This is a genomic window from Dickeya poaceiphila (assembly GCF_007858975.2).
In the GTDB taxonomy this organism is placed as follows: domain Bacteria; phylum Pseudomonadota; class Gammaproteobacteria; order Enterobacterales; family Enterobacteriaceae; genus Dickeya; species Dickeya poaceiphila.
The window spans coordinates 83,638-103,009 of sequence record NZ_CP042220.2 but is presented as its reverse complement, the minus strand read 5'-3'; the positions used below and the strand labels follow the sequence as shown (position 1 = coordinate 103,009).

The window sequence follows — 19,372 nt, the reverse complement described above, 5'->3', positions numbered from 1 at the left end:
GTGTCCCACTGGGGTTTTTTCATTTCAGACACCGTACACGCCAACTGATTCATGGTTTATTCATCAGCACCGCTGAACAGATGATCGTACACATGCTGGAGGTGACGCTCCATGCTGATACGCGCACGAGCAGGGTCGCGCGCGATGATGGCATCCGCGATATCGGTATGATCCTGATTCATGGTGCGGGGAAAATCGGAGTCGGCGTAAAGCGTTTCCAGCCGGACAAACCGGCTGCTCTGACGCTTGTTCCACAGGTATTCCATCATGTCCTGCAACACTTCATTGCCAGACATTTCGCTCACCAGCAGGTGGAAGCGCTTGTCTTCATGCAAAAACTGCGCGTCATTAATATGCAGGCGGGACAAATCGCGGGTGATTTCCTGTAGCGCGGCGCGCTGTTCGTCGCTGGCATGTATCGCCGCCAGTTCCGCCATCATCGCCTCGTAGACCTGACGGGCCTGAATAAACGCCCGCAGGCTGAATTCGTCTTCCGGCAACGCCGCAGGTAGCGTTTCCGGCAGCGGATCATTGACATAGACGCCATTGCCGGTGCGGATTTCCACCCAACCGGTGATTTCCAGCGCAATCAGCGCCTCACGGATGGACGAGCGGCTCACCCCCAGTTGTTTCGCCAGCTCACGCTCCGAAGGCAACAGTTGCCCGGCCACAAACTGACCGTTCCTGATGCAGTTAATCAGCAGTGTGGAGATCTGCCGGTACAGCCGCTCAACCTTCAGTGTGGGTAATACCATATCCCCTCCGGATTCCCCCGTCAGTCGTGTCCTAACCATATGTTCTGTAAACAACACCCCACAGCTTACCATAGCCGCTAAAACGCCAGAAAAGTAAATGCCCCCGCCTCACCTGCGGCTTCCACATCGCTCTCCTGGCTGGTGCTTACGTGATCTAAATCACAGAAATATCGCTACAGGTGGTGAATAGTGAGCTGGTCAGGCGGTCAGGCCACCAGACCGACCACTTATTCAAACATAGCTTAAGGAGCTACATTATGGAACACACCTGGCGCTGGTACGGCCCCAACGATCCGGTGTCGCTGGATGATGCCCGCCAGGCGGGCGCGACCGGTATCGTCACCGCGCTGCACCACATCCCTAATGGCGAAGTGTGGAGCATTGAAGAGATTAAGCAACGTCAGGCAATACTGGCGGAAAAAGGGCTGACCTGGTCGGTAGTGGAAAGCGTGCCGGTGCACGAAGCTATCAAAACCCAGAACGGCGATTACCAACGTTATATCGCCAATTACCAGCAGTCACTGCGCAATCTGGGCGCTTGCGGCATCGATACCGTGTGCTACAACTTCATGCCGGTGCTGGACTGGACCCGTACTGACCTGGAATACCCGATGCCGGACGGTTCCAGAGCACTGCGGTTCGATCACACCGCTTTCGCTGCGTTTGAGCTGCACCTGCTTAAGCGCGCTGGCGCTGGCGCCGACTACAGCGATGAAGAACAGCGTCAGGCTGCCGCGTATTTCGCCGCCATGACCGATGCCGACAAAGACAAGCTGACCCGCAATATCATCGCCGGCCTGCCGGGTGCTGAAGAAGGCTATACACTGGAGCAGTTCCGCGCCCAACTGGCGCAATACGACGGTATCGATAAGGCGAAACTGCGTGAACACATGGCGGAATTCCTGCGGGCAATCGTACCGGTGGCGGAAGAAGCCGGCATTGTACTGGCGGTGCATCCGGACGATCCGCCGCGCCCGATTCTCGGCCTGCCGCGCATCGTTTCCACCATCGAGGATATGCAGTGGTTAAAAGACACCGTGGACAGCATCCATAATGGCTTTACCATGTGTACCGGGTCTTACGGCGTGCGGGCAGACAACGATCTGGTGAACATGATCGAAACCTTCGCTGATCGTATCCACTTCACCCATCTGCGTGCCACCTGCCGCGAGGAAAACCCGAAAAGTTTCCACGAAGCGGCTCACTTGCATGGCGATGTGGACATGGTGAAGGTAGTGAAAGCGATTCTGGCGGAAGAACACCGTCGTCGTCAGCAGGGCAACACCCGCGCCATTCCGATGCGACCTGACCACGGCCACCAGATGCTGGATGACCTGAAGAAGAAAACCAACCCCGGCTACTCTGCCATCGGGCGGCTGAAAGGGCTGGCGGAAGTGCGCGGCGTCGAGCTGGCCATCAAACAGACGTTTTTTAACGACTAACCTGCCGCACGCTCCTGAATGTCTGGCCCGCACAGGTCAGACATTCAACACAAACTTCTCAATCGCGTAAGCCACGCCATCTTCACGATTAGAGCGGGTAACAAACTGGCTCGCCGCCTTGACGCTGTCAATCGCATTGCCCATTGCCACACCCAGCCCGGCAAATTCGATCATCGCCAAATCATTTTCCTGATCACCCAGCGCCATCACTTCATCACGTTCCAGGCCAAGGTGTTGCGCCAGCATTTTTACCCCTTCGCCTTTATTCACTCGCTTGTCCAGAATCTCCAGATAGAACGCGGCGCTTTTCATGATGGTGTAACGCGTGAAATCCTCACGCGGAATGCGGGCGATAGCGGCATCCAGCACGTCGGGTTCATCTATCATCATCACTTTTGGAAAACGCAGATTGCGGTCCATTTCCTCTACCGCCCGGTATTTCAGCGGCATACTGGTCAGGTGAGACTCATGCACGGTGTAGGCGCTAATGTCTTTGTTAGCGGTATACACATAATTGAAATCAAGCGCGTGGAAATGCACGCCCAGCTCACGCGACAACGCCTCGAAATAGAGGTAATCCTCAAAGCTCAACGTCGTTTGTGCCACACACTCAGCCGTCAATGTGCTCTGCACTAACGCGCCATTGTTGGTAATGCAGTAATGTCCATCCTGCTGCAACGCCAGTTGTTTCAAGTAGCGTTCGATGCCAATGAACGGACGCCCGGTCGCCAGTGCCACATACACGCCCTTTTCACGGGCAGCGGCAATCGCTTGTTGCACCGCGGGCGAAATATGGTTTTCCGGCGTCAGCAACGTGCCGTCCATATCAATCGCAATCAGTTTTATCGCCATGATTTCCCCAGTAATCAACCTCACTATCGATATGCTAACGCGATTTCGCCGGGAGAGGCCAGAAAATCCACTGACATGTCATCTGCTATTGATTAAAGAAACTTACACTAAGACCGATGCTAGCTATGAATACAGCAAAAAAAGGCATCTCTTTGCCTGGCTGTATTCATTACCGCTGTTATGTTTATTTAATTCATTAATAGAGTTGTACAGTGGAGTACTGCTATGCCTAACCCGTTGGTCCCTTATGCTTCCTCTGCGGTTTCTTCAGTCAGTACGGTAGACACGCAGACAAGAAAAAATACGCTCTCTACCCGGACGCTGGTGCTCGTCACCACTGTCATCATCATCGCCATAGGATTTTCCACTATTATTGGCTTTTTGCTATGGCAGTCAGGTCAACAGCAAAAAGCCAGCGTCCAACAGGTACTGGAGCAAACCGCCACGGCCAGCGCCTATTCCGTGCAAAGTCGTATTGATGTAGCGCTGTTTGCCGCACGGAGTCTGATGCAAAGCGTTGTCAGCTTGCGTGAGTCCGGTTTGCCGGATCGCGCCACGACGGAACAAATACTGAAAAGTACCCTCAAGAACCACCCTGAGTTACTGTCTATGTCGCTGGCTTTCGAACCGAATGCCTTTGATGGGAAAGATGCACAGTACGCCGGCCAACCCGATCAAGACCCGAAAGGCCGATTCGTACGCTATGTAGACCGCGACAATAATGGCAACGTTGCCTTGCACACCCTGACTGACTACGAAACTCCCGGTAGCGGCGACTACTACTTACTGCCTCGCAAACTGCAAAAAGAGGTGATCCTGGAGCCTTACAGCTATCCCTATAACGGGGTCAATGTGCTGCTCACCTCCATCGCTGTGCCTATCATGATTAACGGCAAATTTTATGGCTCCGTCACGGCAGATTTTTCGCTGGCGACGCTGCAAAAAACGATCAATGACATTAAGCCGTTTGGTGGAGCCGGCTATGCCATGATGTTTTCATCCAATGGTAACTATATCGCCCATCCGGATGCGGCTCGCATTACCAAAAAACTGGAAGGCGACCCCAAACTGCTGGAAAGCATTCAATCAGGCACGCCGTTTTTTTCCACCCGCATGAGCTCTTTCACCAAAACAGAAATGATGAATGCCTATCTGCCAATTACTATCGGCAATACCGGCACGCCATGGATGTTGGGCGTAGCGGTACCCGAACAGGTGGTGATGGCCGAATTAGTGCGGTTACGTTACATCAGCGCATTCATGACGCTACTGAGTATTCTGGTCGTATCCGGGGTGATTAGCGTTATCCTCACCCGCAAGGTGTTACGCCCGATAGGGGGTGAGCCGACGGAAGCGGCAAGCATTGCCCTGGCCGTGGCGCAAGGGGACCTGACGCTCCACATTCCAGTGCAACCCAAAGACACCAGCAGCATCTTTTATGCGATGTCGGAAATGCAGCAGCAGTTGCGCAATATCGTAGAGCAACTGATGTCCACCAGCGAATCGGTCAGTCACGGTGCGGCGGAAATTTCAGCCGGTAACGTCGATCTGGCATCCCGTACTGAGCAGCAGGCGTCGGCGCTGGAAGAAACCGCCGCCAGCATGGAGCAAATTACCGCTACCGTGAAGCAAAACGCCGATAACGCGCACAGCGCCACCCGGCTAACGCAAAACGCGGCACAGATTGCCCAGCGCGGCGACGAGATTGTCAGTCAGGTAGTCAGCGTGATGGGTAACATCGACGAAAGCTCAAAGAAAATCAGTGAGATCACGACAATCATCAGCAGTATTGCCTTTCAGACTAATATTCTGGCGCTCAATGCGGCGGTGGAAGCGGCACGCGCTGGCGAACAGGGCCGCGGTTTCGCGGTGGTGGCCGGCGAGGTACGCAGCCTGGCCCAACGCAGCGCCAGTGCCGTCAAGGACATCACCGCGCTGATCAGTGAGTCCGCCGAACGGGTAGGTCATGGGGTCAACATGGTGGAAAGTGCCGGGAAAACCATGCGAGACATGCTGTCTGCCGTCACCTCGGTCAACGACATCATCAGCGAGATTGTCGCCGCCTCCGATGAACAATCACGCGGCATCAGTCAGGTAACGCAGGCCGTGCATGAAATGGATGGCGTTACCCAACAGAACGCCGCGCTGGTACAACAGGCAACCTCTGCGGCAGCCTCACTGGAGGAACAAGCCCGGCAGTTGATGCAACTGATACAGGTGTTCCGTACTCATTAGCGCACTGCAACCAATAAAGGCATAGCCGTTGGCTATGCCTTTATTTTGCCATCCATGTCGTCTATCTATTCACTATGCACATCAGAATCGTTCAGGCAGCTTACTCCTCGTCATCACGCAGCGGCACAATCAACATATCGACATGCACGGTATTGATCAGCTGACGTGCAGACGACATCAGTTTACTCCAGAAATCCTGATGGTGACCGCATAATACCAGGTCAACATCATACTTACGGATAGCGTCAACCAGCACCTGGCCCAAATCGCCACTGCCGCTCAGGGTTTCCGAGATAGGATAATCGGCATTGTCCGCCAACTCTTTCAACGCATGATGGGTTTCTTCGGAAATGCGCTGCTGCATGTTGCCCAGGTTGACATCGATCAGCCCGGTGTAAAGATCGGAGTAATTCACGTCAACATGGATCAAAGAGACTTTGGCATCATACGGTCGCGCCATGGAGACCGCTTTTTCCACTAACACCTTACTTTCCGGTGACAGGTCAACCGCAATAAGGATGTGTTTGTAAGCCATAATTAAGCTCCTTCCGTAATGACTAACTGATGGGTCAGCAGATATTTCTCCTGCCAGTCTGATAACCAATGGCTGTTATGAGCATAACACCCACATAATTCAGGGTTATGTTCAATAGATCACAACACCACATATTTTGTAACGGTTTTACGGATGTACCCTGAAGTGACCACCCGTTCGCGCCGATACTACCTACAAGAGTGAAGCCTTAATAACGGGTAAGACTCTCGCACGCGCATAGATAAAGTGTAGTTGAAAAGAACAGGGCCTACGGCGCAGAAGCCGATGCCAGATCAAAAGACGTGATGATGTTTTGGGCGGGTAATGAACCTTGCGTCAGGTATGGAAAAAAAGCACCAGGCTCTTCTACAATGAAATTGAAGAAGGGCTGTGCTAGTCCATCTTCCGGCAGGGATACAGAGGGTGCAGAAAAGCACCTGGGCAACTCGCCATGATCTGGCAGCCCCATAACATCGCGTGAATAACGTGTGGCATAAATACCCACAGATGTGATGTCATCAGGATCAGACACATACCAGCATCTGGAGGGTCATAATCCGGGAGGGAAGCATGATGATTAGTACATTTGCGCTTTTCTGGGCTTTATGTGTCGTCTGTGTCATCAATATGGCGCGATATTATTCTTCGTTACGAGTGCTGCTGCTGATACTGAGAGACTGTGACCCGCTGCTTTATCAGTATGTGGACGGAGGTGGCTTTTTCACCTCCCACGGGCAGCCCAGCAAGCAGTTACGGCTGGTTCGCTATATCTACGCACAACGTTATCTTGACCATCACGACCCTGAATTCATCCGTCGCTGCGCACGGGTGCGTGGTCAGTTTTTGCTGACTTCCGCCTTGTGCGGGCTGGTGGTAGTGAGCCTCGTTGGCCTGATCATCTGGCACTGAAGCGATACACCAGCGGACGACATAAACCGGTCGTGTTCCTATCAACCTATCAACTCATCAACGCTATATACGAAAAGCAGAAAGGCGACCTGGTGGCCGCCTTTCTTATTTGTCTTGCCTTGTCACCTTACGGTTTCATCACCGCAGGTTAAATCAGTTTTAACGCCAGCCAGTAAAGCACGCCGGACAACAGCATCGATACCGGCAGGGTAAACACCCAGGCCAGCAGAATGCTTTTCACGGTTTTCCCCTGCACGCCGCCGCCATCGACGATCATGGTTCCGGCTACAGCCGATGAGAGCACATGCGTCGTGGAAACCGGCATACCGGTATAGCTGGCGATGCTAATCGAGATGGCTGCCGTCACCTGCGCTGAAACGCCCTGCGCGTAGGTCATGCCTTTTTTACCAATCTTCTCGCCAATGGTGACCGCCACGCGCTTCCAGCCCACCATGGTACCGAGCGACAGCGCCAGCGCCACGGCCACAATAATCCACAGCGGAGCATATTCCACCGTATACAGCAGGTCGCTACGCAAGTTATTGAGCAGGCGTTTATCATCAGCCGGAATTTCCGGCAGCTTGACGACGTGATCCAGCGTATCGGAGATACACATCAACAAGCGACGAACACGGGCTCTATCTTCCGCAGCCAGTCCATCGTAGCTTTTTATGTTATTCAGCAGCCCCTGCGCACGGTCAATGGCGATCATGACGCGAGAGGTATCACAGTGAAAATCCGGTTTGTTGCCGGTAGACGGAATCACGTTTTCCGGAGCCGGGATCACCGGGTGCGACAAATCGATCACATGCGCCAGTGATGTTTGGTGAGATTGGTAATAGCTTTGCAGGTTCATCACCGCATCGCGGGTACGGCTGATATCGTAACCCGACGCATCCATATTCAGCACAAACCCGGCAGGCGCCACGCCAATCAGCACCAGCATAAGCAAGCCAATACCTTTCTGACCGTCGTTGGCACCGTGAGAAAAGCTCACCCCCACCGCAGACAAGATCAATGCCGTACGGGTCCAGAACGGCGGCTTGCGCTTACCATCCTGTTTCTCGCGTTCGGCTGGCGTCAGGTGAACGCGCTGACGCTTCTTATTGCTGCTCCAGTAACGACGCAGCAGATACACCATCAACCCGGCGATGATCATACCGACCACCGGCGATACCAGCAGCGACAGGAAAATGCTAACGACTTTAGGAATATTGAGCGCATCCACCACCGATGTATGGGTCACCAGCGCATTGGTCAAACCAATACCAATAATGGCACCGATCAGGGTGTGAGAACTGGAAGCCGGCAGCCCGAAATACCAGGTCCCCAGGTTCCAGATGATCGCCGCCAACAGCATAGAAAACACCATCGCCAGCCCGTGAGTAGAACTGACATTCAGCAGCAAATCGGTTGGCAGCAGGTGAACGATGGCATACGCCACGCTCAGCCCCCCCAGCAATACCCCAAGGAAATTGAAAACACCGGCCATGACAACCGCCAGTTGGGCACGCATCGCACGGGTATAGATAACAGTAGCCACCGCGTTGGCGGTATCGTGAAAGCCATTGATAGCTTCGTAGAACAGGACAAACAGCAGAGCGAGAATCAACATTAAACCGGTATGGAAATCAAGCCCGGCAAATAAATGTAACATATGTGTTAGGCCATGTAGTGGTCATGAACGCGGCGCATTATCGGTGACAAGCTGAAACGGGAAAAGAAAAATATGACATTATTTTGACTTAATTTACGCCAATTCTGTCGTTGATAACCATTTAATTAATTAAAATCAATGCATTATTACTCTTTATCATAAAACACATTTTGTTACCTGAAAAAATAACACGGGTTCCAGCGAAGGCGCGGCCTGATGCAAGGTTCACCTTGTCGGGTGATCTGCAATCGGACATCACCTATAATCGGCCACCCACTAATCAGCGGGCGGCATAGCAGGAGAACAACGTGGAACAGTTTGACGTAATCATCATTGGCGCAGGCGCGGCTGGGTTATTTTGCGCGGCACAGGCAGGCCAGAAAGGGCTGCGTGCGCTACTGGTGGACAACGGCAAAAAACCGGGCCGCAAAATTCTGATGTCCGGTGGTGGACGTTGCAACTTTACCAATCTGTACGCCGAACCTGCGGCTTACCTGTCGCATAATCCGCACTTTTGCAAATCCGCCCTTGCCCGTTACACCCAGTGGGATTTCATCAGTCTGGTAACCCGCCATGGCATCGCGTATCACGAAAAAACCCTTGGCCAGCTATTTTGCGACGATTCTGCGCAACAGATTGTCGATATGCTGATGAAAGAGTGCGAAGCCGGTAAGGTGACGCTGCGCCTGCGCAGCGAGGTTGTCTCAGTGGAAAAAAACGCGCAGTTTCAGGTGCAACTCAGCACCGGGCCAGTACAGGCACGCGCGCTGGTCATCGCCACCGGCGGGCTATCGATGCCGGGACTAGGCGCTACACCGTTCGGTTATCAACTGGCGGCACAGTTTGACCTCAATGTGTTGCCAACCCGCGCCGCACTGGTACCATTCACCCTGCACAAGCCGCTGCTGGAACAGTTACAGGCGCTTTCAGGCGTGTCGGTGCCAGCGGTAGTGAGCGCTGAAAACGGCACCATATTCCGCGAAAACATTCTGTTCACTCACCGCGGCCTGTCCGGCCCGGCGATTCTGCAACTGTCCAGCTACTGGCAACCGGGGGAATTCGTCACCATCAATCTGTTGCCTACGATTGATCTGGCTGAGTGTCTTAATGCCGAGCGTCAGGCACACCCGAACCAGAGCCTGAAAAACACGTTGTCGAAGTGGTTGCCGAAGCGGCTGGTAGAATGTCTGCAAACATTAGGGCAGTTGCCGGATGTCACACTGAAACAACTTAATAAGCCGCAGCAAATCGAGGTAGAAACCACACTGCAACAGTGGCGGGTTCAGCCTAACGGTACCGAAGGCTACCGCACCGCGGAAGTGACGCTCGGCGGCGTTGATACCCGCGAACTGTCGTCAAAAACAATGGAAACTAGCAAAGTGCCGGGTCTTTACTTTATCGGCGAAGTGGTGGATGTCACCGGTTGGCTAGGCGGCTACAATTTTCAATGGGCCTGGAGTTCCGCCTGGGCGTGCGCGCAGGCATTGGATAATTGAGTCATGGGTTAGGGTTAATTCGCCCCTCCTGATTTGAGCATCTGGGCAGTAGCCTGAGCCTCAATCGTTAATTTTATATTCTTTCATTTTCCGCCAGAGTGTCGTTGGGCTGATACCAAGAATGACAGAGGCTTTTATTCGATCACCATCAGTTTTCTTTATTATATGACAAATCAGTTTTTCCTCTTGTTTCTTTAATAAACCCACCTCTTCCGATCCTGCATTTTCAGTAAAATCATGCGTATCGGAAAGTTTAATTTTACTTATATTACGTAAAATATTTTCATCAACAACATCAACATTAATCAAAACGATTAGTCTGTATATTATTGCCTGTAATTCCCGAATGTTTCCTGGCCACGAATAATTACTCATGAAATCTACAGCATCATCAGTGAATGTGAGATTTTTACCCTGTCGGGATAGCAGATCATGAATAATCAGCATTACATCATCAGATCTTTCATGTAAGGCAGGCAATCTTAATTCAAGGATATTAATTCGATAGTATAAATCCTGCCTGAAGTCCCCGGATTTCACCAGCTCACTCAAATCCTTATTGCTGGCAGTGATCAGTCGAAAATCAGCCGCAATCAACGAGTCACCACCAAGGCGGGTAAACGTCTTTTCCTGCAATACTCGTAATAACTTCACTTGTACTGATAGCGGCGCTTCACTAATTTCATCGATAAAGACAGTACCATTCATCGCCATTTCAAAGACACCGGGTTTTCCTCCCTTTCGGGCATTGGTAAATGCACCCTCTGCATAACCAAACAACTCGCTCTCAAGAATACTTTCAGGAATTGCTGCGCAATTGATGGCAATAAATGGTTCTGCACACCTGGCGCTGGCATTATGAATGCTCTGTGCGAATAACTCCTTACCGGTTCCCGTGTCGCCCAAAATATTAACAGGTAAATCGTGATGAGCATAAAGCTTTGCTCTTTCAATCGTTTTAGAGATAGCGTTTGATTTTCCTATAATATCGGAGAAAGAATAAGTAGCCGCAAACCCTTTAAGGTTACTCTTCTTATTACTACGCAAGTTAATCCACAGCGAATTATCTTGTTTAAACCCGGTTATCACACTATAAAAGCTTTGCTTATTTGAGAAGTGCTTAATAGTGATATGTATAATATCCCCATCAATTTCCATGACCAGATCTTTAACATCAACTTCATTGATTATACTGCCAAAAATATCTTTGAAAGCGTCTTTTTTAAAAATCTTATCACCAGGATTGCACTGAAATAACTCACTCCCTTTTTCATTTATACTAATAATCTCTCCAGTCTGATCGATACACATAATAGCTTCACGAGACTGGTTTAAAGCTGAATAACTCATTGAGAGCTTTTCATTTTCTTTATTTATATATTTTAAAAGATTAAACGCTTCATTAAGCGCCTGCTCAATAGAGACATTATCGGTATCTCCCATCACGACATTAAGGTTGTACTTTTTAGCCATCTCTGCAACGGCCAGTCCACCAATCACCAGCTGATAATCATTATCTGCGAGACTTTTTACAACACTTTCAATATCGTAATGATTATATACCTGACATATTTTAAATTCTTCATTAGTCATATTCTGATAATGTCTAAGGACATTGCAGAATTGCGGAAACCCTACAGCAGCAATTTTCTGAGATTTATTTTTAGCTTCCTGAATGATACGATAAATGCCATAGATATCATGTGCTATTTCAACGACGGGAATGTTCACACTGCTTCTTAGCAATGCCGCGGTCCCGCCACGACTAATAATAATCTTTGTTCCCCATTGGATAAGCTCAAGCGCCTTTTCCACAACATCAAGGTAATTAAATTCGTACAAAGGAATATCCAGCTCTCTTTCGAGCAACACATTTGAAATTCTTTGAGTAATCGTCTTTGAAACTGAAAAAATAACGATATCATTATTTTTCATATATCCACCAAACGTTATACCACACAATATGCATAATAATTATATAACTAAGTTATTTTTTATCAATAATATAAATCACGTACACTATTCTGCATATCCTGTATCCGGATGGATGATAAAAAAAGGCTCTATGCAGAGTATACACAGAGCCTTTTTTGTCATCAGCTAATGCTGATCATCAACGAAAACTAGAAGCTATAACGACGATAAACAATCTGACCATTACAGATGGTTGCGCAGTTATCAATATAATGGTCGCCGACGATTTTCTTGCCTTTTGTATCTTCGAATGTGATCTTCTGCTTGCACAGCTTAGCGATGGCGATATCCGCAAACGCGCCAGGTTGTAATGTACCGATACGGCCTTGCATATTCATCAGGCGTGCAGGCGTCACCGTTACAGCACGAATCACATCAAACAAAGACATCCCCATATTGAGATATTTCGACATGACGAAAAGCAGGCTGTATACCTTGTCGGTACGCAGACTGTTTCTCAGTGTTAAATCGGTACTGATGATATCGGGATAGAAACCTTGTTCCATCGCGTTACCAGCAACATTAAAATCAAAATGCGCCACGCCGTTTGAACAGTCAAAAATAATGCCTCTGTCTTTCGCTTCTTTAATGCCCTGATAGAGATCTCCATTTTTATCGAGAATGGCGTTCCCCGTTCCGTGAAAGCAGTGAGCATAAATGTCGTTAGTTTGGAAATGGCTAATCAGCTCATCTGCCGACAGCAACGAATCTGTGACGTGTACACAAATCGAGGTATCAAGCTGCCGTGCCAGCGCGACTGATGCAAAGAACGGATCGCTGGCGTAGTTTTTTCCTCTGGCGATATCCTGACTATAACGTAATTTTAGACCCAGAATATTTTCTTTATTCTCCGCCAGCGTTTGCGCAATTTTTTCTACGTTATAGTTAGCGGGGTTGGTATTTTCAAGATACCCGGTAGCACCACCGCCCAATGTTGAAAGACCGACATTAACCACATTCAGGTAACTTTTTATTTTCACCATGGATGTGTTAATGACGGTATTGCGAAAAACGGGGTAATTAACCCAACCACTGCTTCCCGCATCCACCACACTGGTTACGCCGTTGGGTAAACAGATAACATCGGGGTTGACACTGATTGCTGTCCCACCATGGAAAACATGCAAATGGAAATCAATCAGCCCCGGCATCACAATACAGCCGGCTGCATCAATAACCGTTTCGACCTCAGAAATATCAGCTTGATTAAGATCGACGATCCGGTTGCCAATGATACCAATATCACGACTAACGTAATCATCATTATCGGTATCAACAACCCGTCCATTTTTAATCAGAATATCCAGTTTCATCTTTCTATCCTCCTAATTAAATACCGATGAGCTTCCAGTAAGGAATTCCGACCAGGAAAAAAACCAAAACATTAACCAGCACCATAATGGTTCCCAGCAACCAGAACGTTTTTTGTGGTACGTAACCGCTTGAAAATGTGAATACGCCCGCACCGTTGCCATAATGCGTCAGCAACGCGCCATAACCCGCCGAGAAAGCAAGGGAAAGCGCAACATACATGGGATGTGCTTGCGTGGTCATACCCAGAGTAAACAGTACCGGATAGAAGGAAACGACGAAGGCACTATTCGATACAAAGAAATACCGCACCGCGAGGCTGATAAACACCAGCACGCCAAGGGCGCTGATTTCACTCAGTTGCGACAGGTCGAGATAAGTTTTGATTACGCCGACAAGGTAGACATAAAAACCGCCTTTTGACAGGGCAACCGCGCAACCATAAAACGCGCCATACCAGACGAAGGCCTGCCAGGCAGACTTTTCGCTGACCACATCATCCCAGCTCAGTACGCGGAACAACAGTAAACACGCCAGAAATGCCAGACCCACGGGAATAAAATCAATACCCGTGATAGAACCGGTCATCCAGCCCAAAATCCCCAGCAAGAAGAAAACAATCAGCAATTTTTCTTCCCGCTTCACCGGACCCAGTTCCCGAAGCCCCTTATCAGCAATCTCATTAACATTATCGATGGTTTTTAATTCCGGCGCATAAAGCTTATAGAGAATCCAGGGGGAAACCAGCAGCACCAGTCCGGCAGGAACAATAGCCGCCTTGAACCATAACACCCACTCAAGATTCACCTTCATGATCTCATTGGCGAGAGAAATAGTAATTGAGTTCGTCGCCATACCGGTCAGGAACAGAATGGATGTCCCCATGGAAACCACATACATCAGAATAGTGAGGTAAGCACCAATTTTGCGGCTCCCTTCTTCCGGTTTGGAACCCAGCGCTTCTGCGATATTCCTGAAAATGGGGTAGGTAATCCCCCCTGAGCGGGACATATTCGACCCGGTCGCCGGCGCGAGTAACGTATCCGTCACCATCATCAGATAACCGAGAGTCAGGGTATTTTTGCCATAACGCTTAAGCAGCATATAAGCAATACGCTTGCCCAAACCGGTAATAACGAAAGCCTTACAAATAATAAAGGCGCCGATAATAAACCACACCAATGGGCTACCAAAACCGGCAAACAACGGACCGGGTTCGACAAATAACGATGCTATCCCCAGAATAATCAGCATGACGACGGAATCAGTGAATGGACGCAGAACGAGTCCGCACAGCATTGCCAGATAAATACCGACCATTTCCCAGGTTTGGACCGAGACACCGACCGGATGTGGAGTTAACCAAAATAAAACGGGAAAAAATATAATGGGTAAGAGTTTCAGATAAAGCATTTTATATTACCTTTGCTTTAGGGCCACGTATATTTTTGATATACGTGGCTGGTAATTATTTAATTAGATCAGCGGTAAATATCGTCGATAAATTCAACGCCTTTTTCGTCTAATGATTTTTTCACCCATGCACGACTTGCTGCGCCGTTCTTAGCGGCTTCGACTTTGCTGGCATCAAATTTTGCATATTCCTTTGCTTTTTCCAGTAATGCAGCGGCATCACCCAAAGGGACGACAATAACGCCATCCGCATCGCCGACAATCAGGTCGCCAGGACATACCGCAACACCGCCGACCGCAATCGGCGTATTGACTTCGCCGGGACCTTCTTTAAAAGGACCCGCCGGGTTGGAGCCCGTGGCATAAAGAGGGAAATCCAGTACTGAAAGGGCATCGATATCCCGGATTGGGCCATCCAGCACAATACCGGCGATTTTTTTGGTGTAATGGGCATAGGCCACCATAATTTCGCCCATTAATGCACGAGAACGGTCGCCTTCATTTGACACCACAATCACATCATTTTCGCTAGCCATATCCAGTGCGGCGTGCAACATTAAATTATCGCCAGCACGCGCTTTTACCGTAATGGCGTAGCCCGCCATAATCGGCTTTTTGGGAGAAGATATGCGCTTAATACCATTTCCCAGTACGGCAATTCGGTTCATCGTATCCGCGATATTCGCAGCCGGAAGTTGTTCATACTGTTTCAGTAATTCAACGTCAAATGCCGGGCGTTGAGTAAAAACACGATTACCAATAGACATGATGTTCTCCTTAAAAACCCGGCACTGGCCAGGATGGTTTTTTACCTGACAGCACTTCATCAATGCCGATGGCGGAATGCAGCGACGCACGATCAGTCGCTTCTTTGGTTGCCGCACCGATATGCGGACCAATAACGATATTGTTTAATTGGAAAATAGGGTCGTTCGGGTCGAAGGGTTCTTTTTTCAACACATCAACACCCGCGCCTGCAATTACATTGCTGGTTAACGCGTGATACAACGCTTTTTCATCCACGAGTTTGCCCCGTGCCGTATTGATAAAATAAGCCGTCGGCTTCATCATTGAGAATTGTTTTTCACCAATAAAGTCCATGGTTTCTGCGGTTGTCGGGCAGTGCAGAGAGACAAAATCGCTTTCTTTAAAAATACGGTCGAAATCGTCGGTCAGCTCAACGCCTTCAGGAACCTGGTCCTGGTTTTTATACGGATCATAAGCAATGACTTTCATATTGAAGCCATGTAACGCCTTAATTGCCACGCGTGAGCCAATATTACCTACACCAATTAAACCCAGCGTTTTTTCATCTAATTCGACTTTCGGCGTACGCAGTTTTGCCCAGTAATAATCTTCAAGCATTTTTTCTTCAACCAGCTTGAAATTACGCGAGCAATGCAACATATAAAATATTGCCAGTTCGGCTACAGACATACTATTGGCGAGCGGTGCATTTAATACCACGACTCCATGGCGTTTCGCAGACTCTAAATCTACGGTGTCGTAGCCTGCGCCATGACGCACCACGACTTTCAATTTTTTCGCCGCCTCAAATACACGGTCGGACATTTTAGATAAACGGACAATAATGCCGTCACAATCCGGGATATCACGGATAATATCTTCTTCTTCCATCCCGGAACCTGTGATTAACTCATAACCACGACTTTCCAGATATTCTCTTCCTTCTTGCATAATTTCTTGAGGAAGCAAAATTTTGTACGCCATTTAACTATCTCCAGTATTAATTACCCTCCTATAAATGCACGTCGTATGCCAGAACCATCCACACTCGCCCTTACACTCACAATACATTGATATTTAAAGCCATTTAAAAAATATTGTTTTCTTGTTGTTGATTATCCTGGTGATATAAATCACGTTTCTGATTACTCTGCAAACTCACTGCATTTAAATATGAAAACAATGAATTTCATTTTGAAATAACTAATTTAACCGGCGTCACAAAGCATGGTCGTACATTTATTTATTGATTGACTGTGACTGATTGTTTGATGGTTCTATTGGAGAGATAAAGCATTCAATGCTTATTTGGGGGATGTAGATAGAGAGTGGGTAATCGATATGGAATGAATAAATGTTTTTATCCACCTTATTTCAGGACAACAGCATTTGCACCATGTACTCAGCAAGGCACCGCAGAACGTTGCCCATCTTCCTGATAACCGCTATCAGGTCAGTATCAGCGACGCAAGTGATGCGAGGTTCAGCGTAGTACACCAACAACAAAGCCGCCCGAAGGCGGCCATTGTTGCGCGTGATAACGATAAACCGGTTATCAGTTATAGAGTTCAGCCACACCGCGCAGTTGATTATCGCTGCCGGTCGCAGAGATGATACGGAACGATTTAGCGCCAGCGGCATTCGCTTTTTCAGACAGGTTGGCCTGCAGACCATCCAGCGTATTGGCAGTCGCGCTGACGGTGCCGATGGACTGACTGGCAGACTGCTGAACTTCTGTTGCGGCGAAAGTGCCGAAAGAAACGGTAGCCAGGGTGATAACTGCAACAATATTTTTGATAGCATTCATGGTCAATATCCTTCACGTTGAATTCGGTTTATTTCTTTACTGAAAGCGTCTTCGCTTTCGATGTAAGTGATAATAGACCTGTTAACTCAGTGTTAAAATCAAGTTTATTTGCAGATATTATTCAAAATAAATGAAATAAAACCACCCTATTGTTTACTACCTTTTCCTCCTGCTTCTCCCGCGGGTTTACTGTGACAAACACATCCACTGCGTGTTGGTGCACGAACTCAGTTTGCCGTTGTCAGCCACCGGATGTGCCGACCTGCATCTGTCGCTAGTAGGCGCCTGGTCGCTCGCCAGCCCTTTATCCGGGTGCGCCAGCAGATATTCCGTCACAATTCGACGGATTTCCGCCCGTTGTGCCTCGGTAAATTCATGGCTGTCATCCACCGGATAAGGCGCTACCGCCAGCACACCTAATGGCAGCATCAGTAACAGTCCACCTGCTGCCAGCTCGTTTACTTTCATGATTGCCTCCTCCTCTTGCAACGACCCGCTATGGCAGGCTCACTTCACCGATGAAATGGGCCTGACGCACAGCGTATCTGAGCCATATCACGGTCCCCTGCCGGCCCCATTCGTCTTCGGTTACCGCCGCACCATTCGGGGACACGCAGTCAGGCTACTCGCCGGGCGGTAAATTTGTCGTAAAAGCCGTTTGTCCCAGTATAAAAATTCTGTATAGGGAATAAAAAATAACTATCAAATTGATTATTAAATAAAAAAACCACACCACCAACGATCAGAGCCGCTATGTTGGCAGGCAAATTCCCGTCAATACAGGCATGATGAACAACCATGCATGAACAACTACTGCATGAACGACAGTACATGACCAACGGCGATTAACAGGAGACGACGATGATGGCCGAGACCTTACACGGCAAACCGTTGCAGCAATGGTTCCACGACTTTCCGCTGCTGGCTCTGCTGGTGAATCGCCAACCGGTGTGTTGGTTCAACCCAGCGGCAACTTCCGTAAATGACGCGCTGAGTGACGTGCCGTTAACCGCTGCCAACGTGGCCGACGCCAGTCAGCGTTTGCAACGTTTCGCCCCCTTGCTGCAACAGGCTTTTCCGGAGCTGGAAGCCAGCAACGGCATCATCGAATCAGAGCTGGTGCCCGTGCCGGCATTTGCCGCTACCATCGCCCAACAGGCCGGGCTGGAAGCGCCGCCGTCAGTTTTACTGAAGTTGGACAGTCACTTGCCGGTAGCAGGTTCGGTCAAAGCACGCGGCGGCATTTACGAGGTGTTGTACCATGCCGAACAGCTGGCGTTGCGCCACGGTCTGCTGCGGGAAAGCGATGATTATCGCCGCCTGCTGGATGACGACTGCCAACAGTGCTTGCGCCGTCACAAGATAGCGGTCGGCTCTACCGGCAATCTGGGCATGTCGATCGGCATTGCCAGCGCCCGGCTGGGGTTTGATACCACCGTACATATGTCCGCCGACGCCCGACAGTGGAAGAAAGACCGGCTGCGTACGCACGGTGTGCGGGTGGTGGAGTACGATGGCGATTACGGTCAGGCGGTGGCGCAAGGCCGCCGGGAAGCGCTGTCCGACCCACAGTGCCACTTTATCGACGATGAAAACTCCACATCGCTGTTTCTTGGTTACGCCGTAGCAGGCGAACGGCTGAAAGCACAGTTTGCCGAGCAGGGCCGGGCAGTGGACGCCGATCACCCGTTGTTCGTCTACCTGCCGTGCGGCGTCGGCGGTGCACCCGGCGGCATTAGCTTCGGGCTGAAACTGGCATTTGGCGATCACGTGCACTGCTTTTTCGCCGAACCGACCGAATCCCCCTGCATGTTGATGGGCGTCTACACCGGCTTGCATGATCAATTAGCGGTGCAGGACGTTGGTATCAGTAACCGCACCACGGCGGACGGTCTGGCGGTTGGCCGTCCTTCCGGCTTTGTCGGCAAAGCCATGCAGCGACTGATTGATGGTTACTACACGCTGACGGATGAGGACATGCTGGCGCTGTTGCATGTGATGCACGACACCCAGCACATTCTGCTGGAACCGTCCGCACTGGCGGGCGCGCCGGGCTTTCTGCGGCTGCTGCAGGAAGAGCAGGGCTACCGCCAACGCGCCCCGTTGACGCCACAGCGTTGTCTGCAAGGTACCCATGTCATCTGGGCTACCGGCGGCGGCATGGTGCCGGAAGACGAGATGACTCGCTATCTGCAAGCTGGCGTCGCCAGCCGCCAATCGCTACAAAGGTAAGGAAACA

Annotated in this window: 17 protein-coding genes; 5 read left to right on the top strand and 12 right to left on the bottom strand. The window is 49.9% G+C overall.

Features of this window, described 5'->3' with window-relative positions; genetic code table 11:
• Nucleotides 1-56: 56 nt before the first annotated feature.
• Nucleotides 57-755 (bottom strand): FadR/GntR family transcriptional regulator, encoded by a 699-nt coding sequence (locus tag Dpoa569_RS00445; protein ID WP_146410934.1) that lies wholly within the window; start codon nucleotides 753-755, stop codon nucleotides 57-59.
• 257 nt (nucleotides 756-1,012) lie between these two features.
• Between Dpoa569_RS00445 and uxuA the strand changes: the two genes are divergently transcribed.
• Entirely contained in the window at nucleotides 1,013-2,197 is a 1,185-nt protein-coding gene (gene uxuA / locus Dpoa569_RS00440) for a mannonate dehydratase (RefSeq protein WP_042867598.1), read from the top strand.
• Nucleotides 2,198-2,233: 36 nt separating this feature from the next.
• Here the strand turns inward: uxuA and yidA are convergent, their stop codons facing one another.
• Nucleotides 2,234-3,049: a sugar-phosphatase gene (gene yidA, locus Dpoa569_RS00435; RefSeq protein WP_042867596.1), complete on the bottom strand. Its 816-nt coding sequence runs from the start codon at nucleotides 3,047-3,049 to the stop codon at nucleotides 2,234-2,236.
• A gap of 225 nt (nucleotides 3,050-3,274) precedes the next feature.
• Here yidA and Dpoa569_RS00430 point away from each other — a divergent pair, with 225 nt between their 5' ends.
• Entirely contained in the window at nucleotides 3,275-5,284 is a 2,010-nt protein-coding gene (locus tag Dpoa569_RS00430; protein ID WP_042867594.1) for a methyl-accepting chemotaxis protein, read from the top strand.
• Between the two features lie 100 nt (nucleotides 5,285-5,384).
• On the opposite strand, the gene uspA is transcribed toward Dpoa569_RS00430, so the two are convergent.
• Together uspA and Dpoa569_RS00420 are read right to left on the bottom strand one after the other, a co-directional pair.
• Nucleotides 5,385-5,819, bottom strand: coding sequence for a universal stress protein UspA (gene uspA / locus Dpoa569_RS00425; protein WP_042867592.1), 435 nt, complete (start codon nucleotides 5,817-5,819; stop codon nucleotides 5,385-5,387).
• 268 nt (nucleotides 5,820-6,087) lie between these two features.
• Nucleotides 6,088-6,351 carry a hypothetical protein gene (locus Dpoa569_RS00420; protein WP_042867591.1) on the bottom strand — a complete coding sequence of 88 codons (264 nt, stop codon included), beginning with the start codon at nucleotides 6,349-6,351 and terminating at the stop codon, nucleotides 6,088-6,090.
• A gap of 41 nt (nucleotides 6,352-6,392) precedes the next feature.
• On the opposite strand from Dpoa569_RS00420, the gene uspB reads away from it, so the two are divergent.
• Entirely contained in the window at nucleotides 6,393-6,728 is a 336-nt protein-coding gene (uspB, locus tag Dpoa569_RS00415; protein ID WP_042867590.1) for a universal stress protein UspB, read from the top strand.
• A 148-nt stretch (nucleotides 6,729-6,876) separates the two neighbouring features.
• Here uspB and pitA read toward each other — a convergent pair whose 3' ends face one another.
• Nucleotides 6,877-8,385, bottom strand: coding sequence for an inorganic phosphate transporter PitA (gene pitA, locus Dpoa569_RS00410; protein ID WP_146410931.1), 1,509 nt, complete (start codon nucleotides 8,383-8,385; stop codon nucleotides 6,877-6,879).
• A gap of 308 nt (nucleotides 8,386-8,693) precedes the next feature.
• On the opposite strand from pitA, the gene Dpoa569_RS00405 reads away from it, so the two are divergent.
• Complete coding sequence (locus Dpoa569_RS00405; protein WP_042867589.1) at nucleotides 8,694-9,881, top strand: BaiN/RdsA family NAD(P)/FAD-dependent oxidoreductase; 1,188 nt, start codon at nucleotides 8,694-8,696, stop codon at nucleotides 9,879-9,881.
• 60 nt (nucleotides 9,882-9,941) lie between these two features.
• On the opposite strand, the gene Dpoa569_RS00400 is transcribed toward Dpoa569_RS00405, so the two are convergent.
• The 7 genes from Dpoa569_RS00400 to Dpoa569_RS00370 all read right to left on the bottom strand — a co-directional run bounded on the left by Dpoa569_RS00400 (nucleotide 9,942) and on the right by Dpoa569_RS00370 (nucleotide 17,601).
• Entirely contained in the window at nucleotides 9,942-11,816 is a 1,875-nt protein-coding gene (locus Dpoa569_RS00400; RefSeq protein ID WP_042867588.1) for a sigma-54-dependent Fis family transcriptional regulator, read from the bottom strand.
• Nucleotides 11,817-12,004: 188 nt separating this feature from the next.
• Nucleotides 12,005-13,168, bottom strand: a complete 1,164-nt coding sequence (locus Dpoa569_RS00395) for a metallo-dependent hydrolase (protein ID WP_042867587.1) — start codon at nucleotides 13,166-13,168, stop codon at nucleotides 12,005-12,007.
• 16 nt (nucleotides 13,169-13,184) lie between these two features.
• The gene (locus tag Dpoa569_RS00390) at nucleotides 13,185-14,579 is read right to left on the bottom strand and encodes a DASS family sodium-coupled anion symporter (protein ID WP_042867586.1); all 1,395 of its coding nucleotides are present in this window, start codon (nucleotides 14,577-14,579) and stop codon (nucleotides 13,185-13,187) included.
• Nucleotides 14,580-14,647: 68 nt separating this feature from the next.
• Nucleotides 14,648-15,346 carry an RraA family protein gene (locus Dpoa569_RS00385; RefSeq protein ID WP_042867583.1) on the bottom strand — a complete coding sequence of 233 codons (699 nt, stop codon included), beginning with the start codon at nucleotides 15,344-15,346 and terminating at the stop codon, nucleotides 14,648-14,650.
• A 10-nt stretch (nucleotides 15,347-15,356) separates the two neighbouring features.
• Entirely contained in the window at nucleotides 15,357-16,310 is a 954-nt protein-coding gene (locus Dpoa569_RS00380; protein ID WP_042867580.1) for a hydroxyacid dehydrogenase, read from the bottom strand.
• Nucleotides 16,311-16,881: 571 nt separating this feature from the next.
• The gene (locus Dpoa569_RS00375) at nucleotides 16,882-17,133 is read right to left on the bottom strand and encodes a YdgH/BhsA/McbA family protein (RefSeq protein WP_146410928.1); all 252 of its coding nucleotides are present in this window, start codon (nucleotides 17,131-17,133) and stop codon (nucleotides 16,882-16,884) included.
• 186 nt (nucleotides 17,134-17,319) lie between these two features.
• Nucleotides 17,320-17,601: a hypothetical protein gene (locus Dpoa569_RS00370; RefSeq protein WP_042867577.1), complete on the bottom strand. Its 282-nt coding sequence runs from the start codon at nucleotides 17,599-17,601 to the stop codon at nucleotides 17,320-17,322.
• Nucleotides 17,602-17,994: 393 nt separating this feature from the next.
• Here Dpoa569_RS00370 and Dpoa569_RS00365 point away from each other — a divergent pair, with 393 nt between their 5' ends.
• Nucleotides 17,995-19,365, top strand: coding sequence for a D-serine ammonia-lyase (locus Dpoa569_RS00365; RefSeq protein WP_042867575.1), 1,371 nt, complete (start codon nucleotides 17,995-17,997; stop codon nucleotides 19,363-19,365).
• Nucleotides 19,366-19,372: the final 7 nt, after the last annotated feature.

Excerpts from the sequence above, each read along its gene's own strand:
- Dpoa569_RS00445 (WP_146410934.1), bottom strand. The coding sequence starts at position 755 with ATGGTATTACCCACACTGAAGGTTGAGCGGCTGTACCGGCAGATCTCC.
- Dpoa569_RS00400 (WP_042867588.1), bottom strand. The coding sequence starts at position 11,816 with ATGAAAAATAATGATATCGTTATTTTTTCAGTTTCAAAGACGATTACT.
- Dpoa569_RS00430 (WP_042867594.1), top strand. The coding sequence starts at position 3,275 with ATGCCTAACCCGTTGGTCCCTTATGCTTCCTCTGCGGTTTCTTCAGTC.
- Dpoa569_RS00385 (WP_042867583.1), bottom strand. The coding sequence starts at position 15,346 with ATGTCTATTGGTAATCGTGTTTTTACTCAACGCCCGGCATTTGACGTT.
- Dpoa569_RS00375 (WP_146410928.1), bottom strand. The coding sequence starts at position 17,133 with ATGAATGCTATCAAAAATATTGTTGCAGTTATCACCCTGGCTACCGTT.
- uspB (WP_042867590.1), top strand. The coding sequence starts at position 6,393 with ATGATTAGTACATTTGCGCTTTTCTGGGCTTTATGTGTCGTCTGTGTC.
- Dpoa569_RS00380 (WP_042867580.1), bottom strand. The coding sequence starts at position 16,310 with ATGGCGTACAAAATTTTGCTTCCTCAAGAAATTATGCAAGAAGGAAGA.
- pitA (WP_146410931.1), bottom strand. The coding sequence starts at position 8,385 with ATGTTACATTTATTTGCCGGGCTTGATTTCCATACCGGTTTAATGTTG.
- Dpoa569_RS00365 (WP_042867575.1), top strand. The coding sequence starts at position 17,995 with ATGATGGCCGAGACCTTACACGGCAAACCGTTGCAGCAATGGTTCCAC.
- Dpoa569_RS00395 (WP_042867587.1), bottom strand. The coding sequence starts at position 13,168 with ATGAAACTGGATATTCTGATTAAAAATGGACGGGTTGTTGATACCGAT.
- uspA (WP_042867592.1), bottom strand. The coding sequence starts at position 5,819 with ATGGCTTACAAACACATCCTTATTGCGGTTGACCTGTCACCGGAAAGT.
- uxuA (WP_042867598.1), top strand. The coding sequence starts at position 1,013 with ATGGAACACACCTGGCGCTGGTACGGCCCCAACGATCCGGTGTCGCTG.
- Dpoa569_RS00370 (WP_042867577.1), bottom strand. The coding sequence starts at position 17,601 with ATGAAAGTAAACGAGCTGGCAGCAGGTGGACTGTTACTGATGCTGCCA.
- Dpoa569_RS00390 (WP_042867586.1), bottom strand. The coding sequence starts at position 14,579 with ATGCTTTATCTGAAACTCTTACCCATTATATTTTTTCCCGTTTTATTT.
- yidA (WP_042867596.1), bottom strand. The coding sequence starts at position 3,049 with ATGGCGATAAAACTGATTGCGATTGATATGGACGGCACGTTGCTGACG.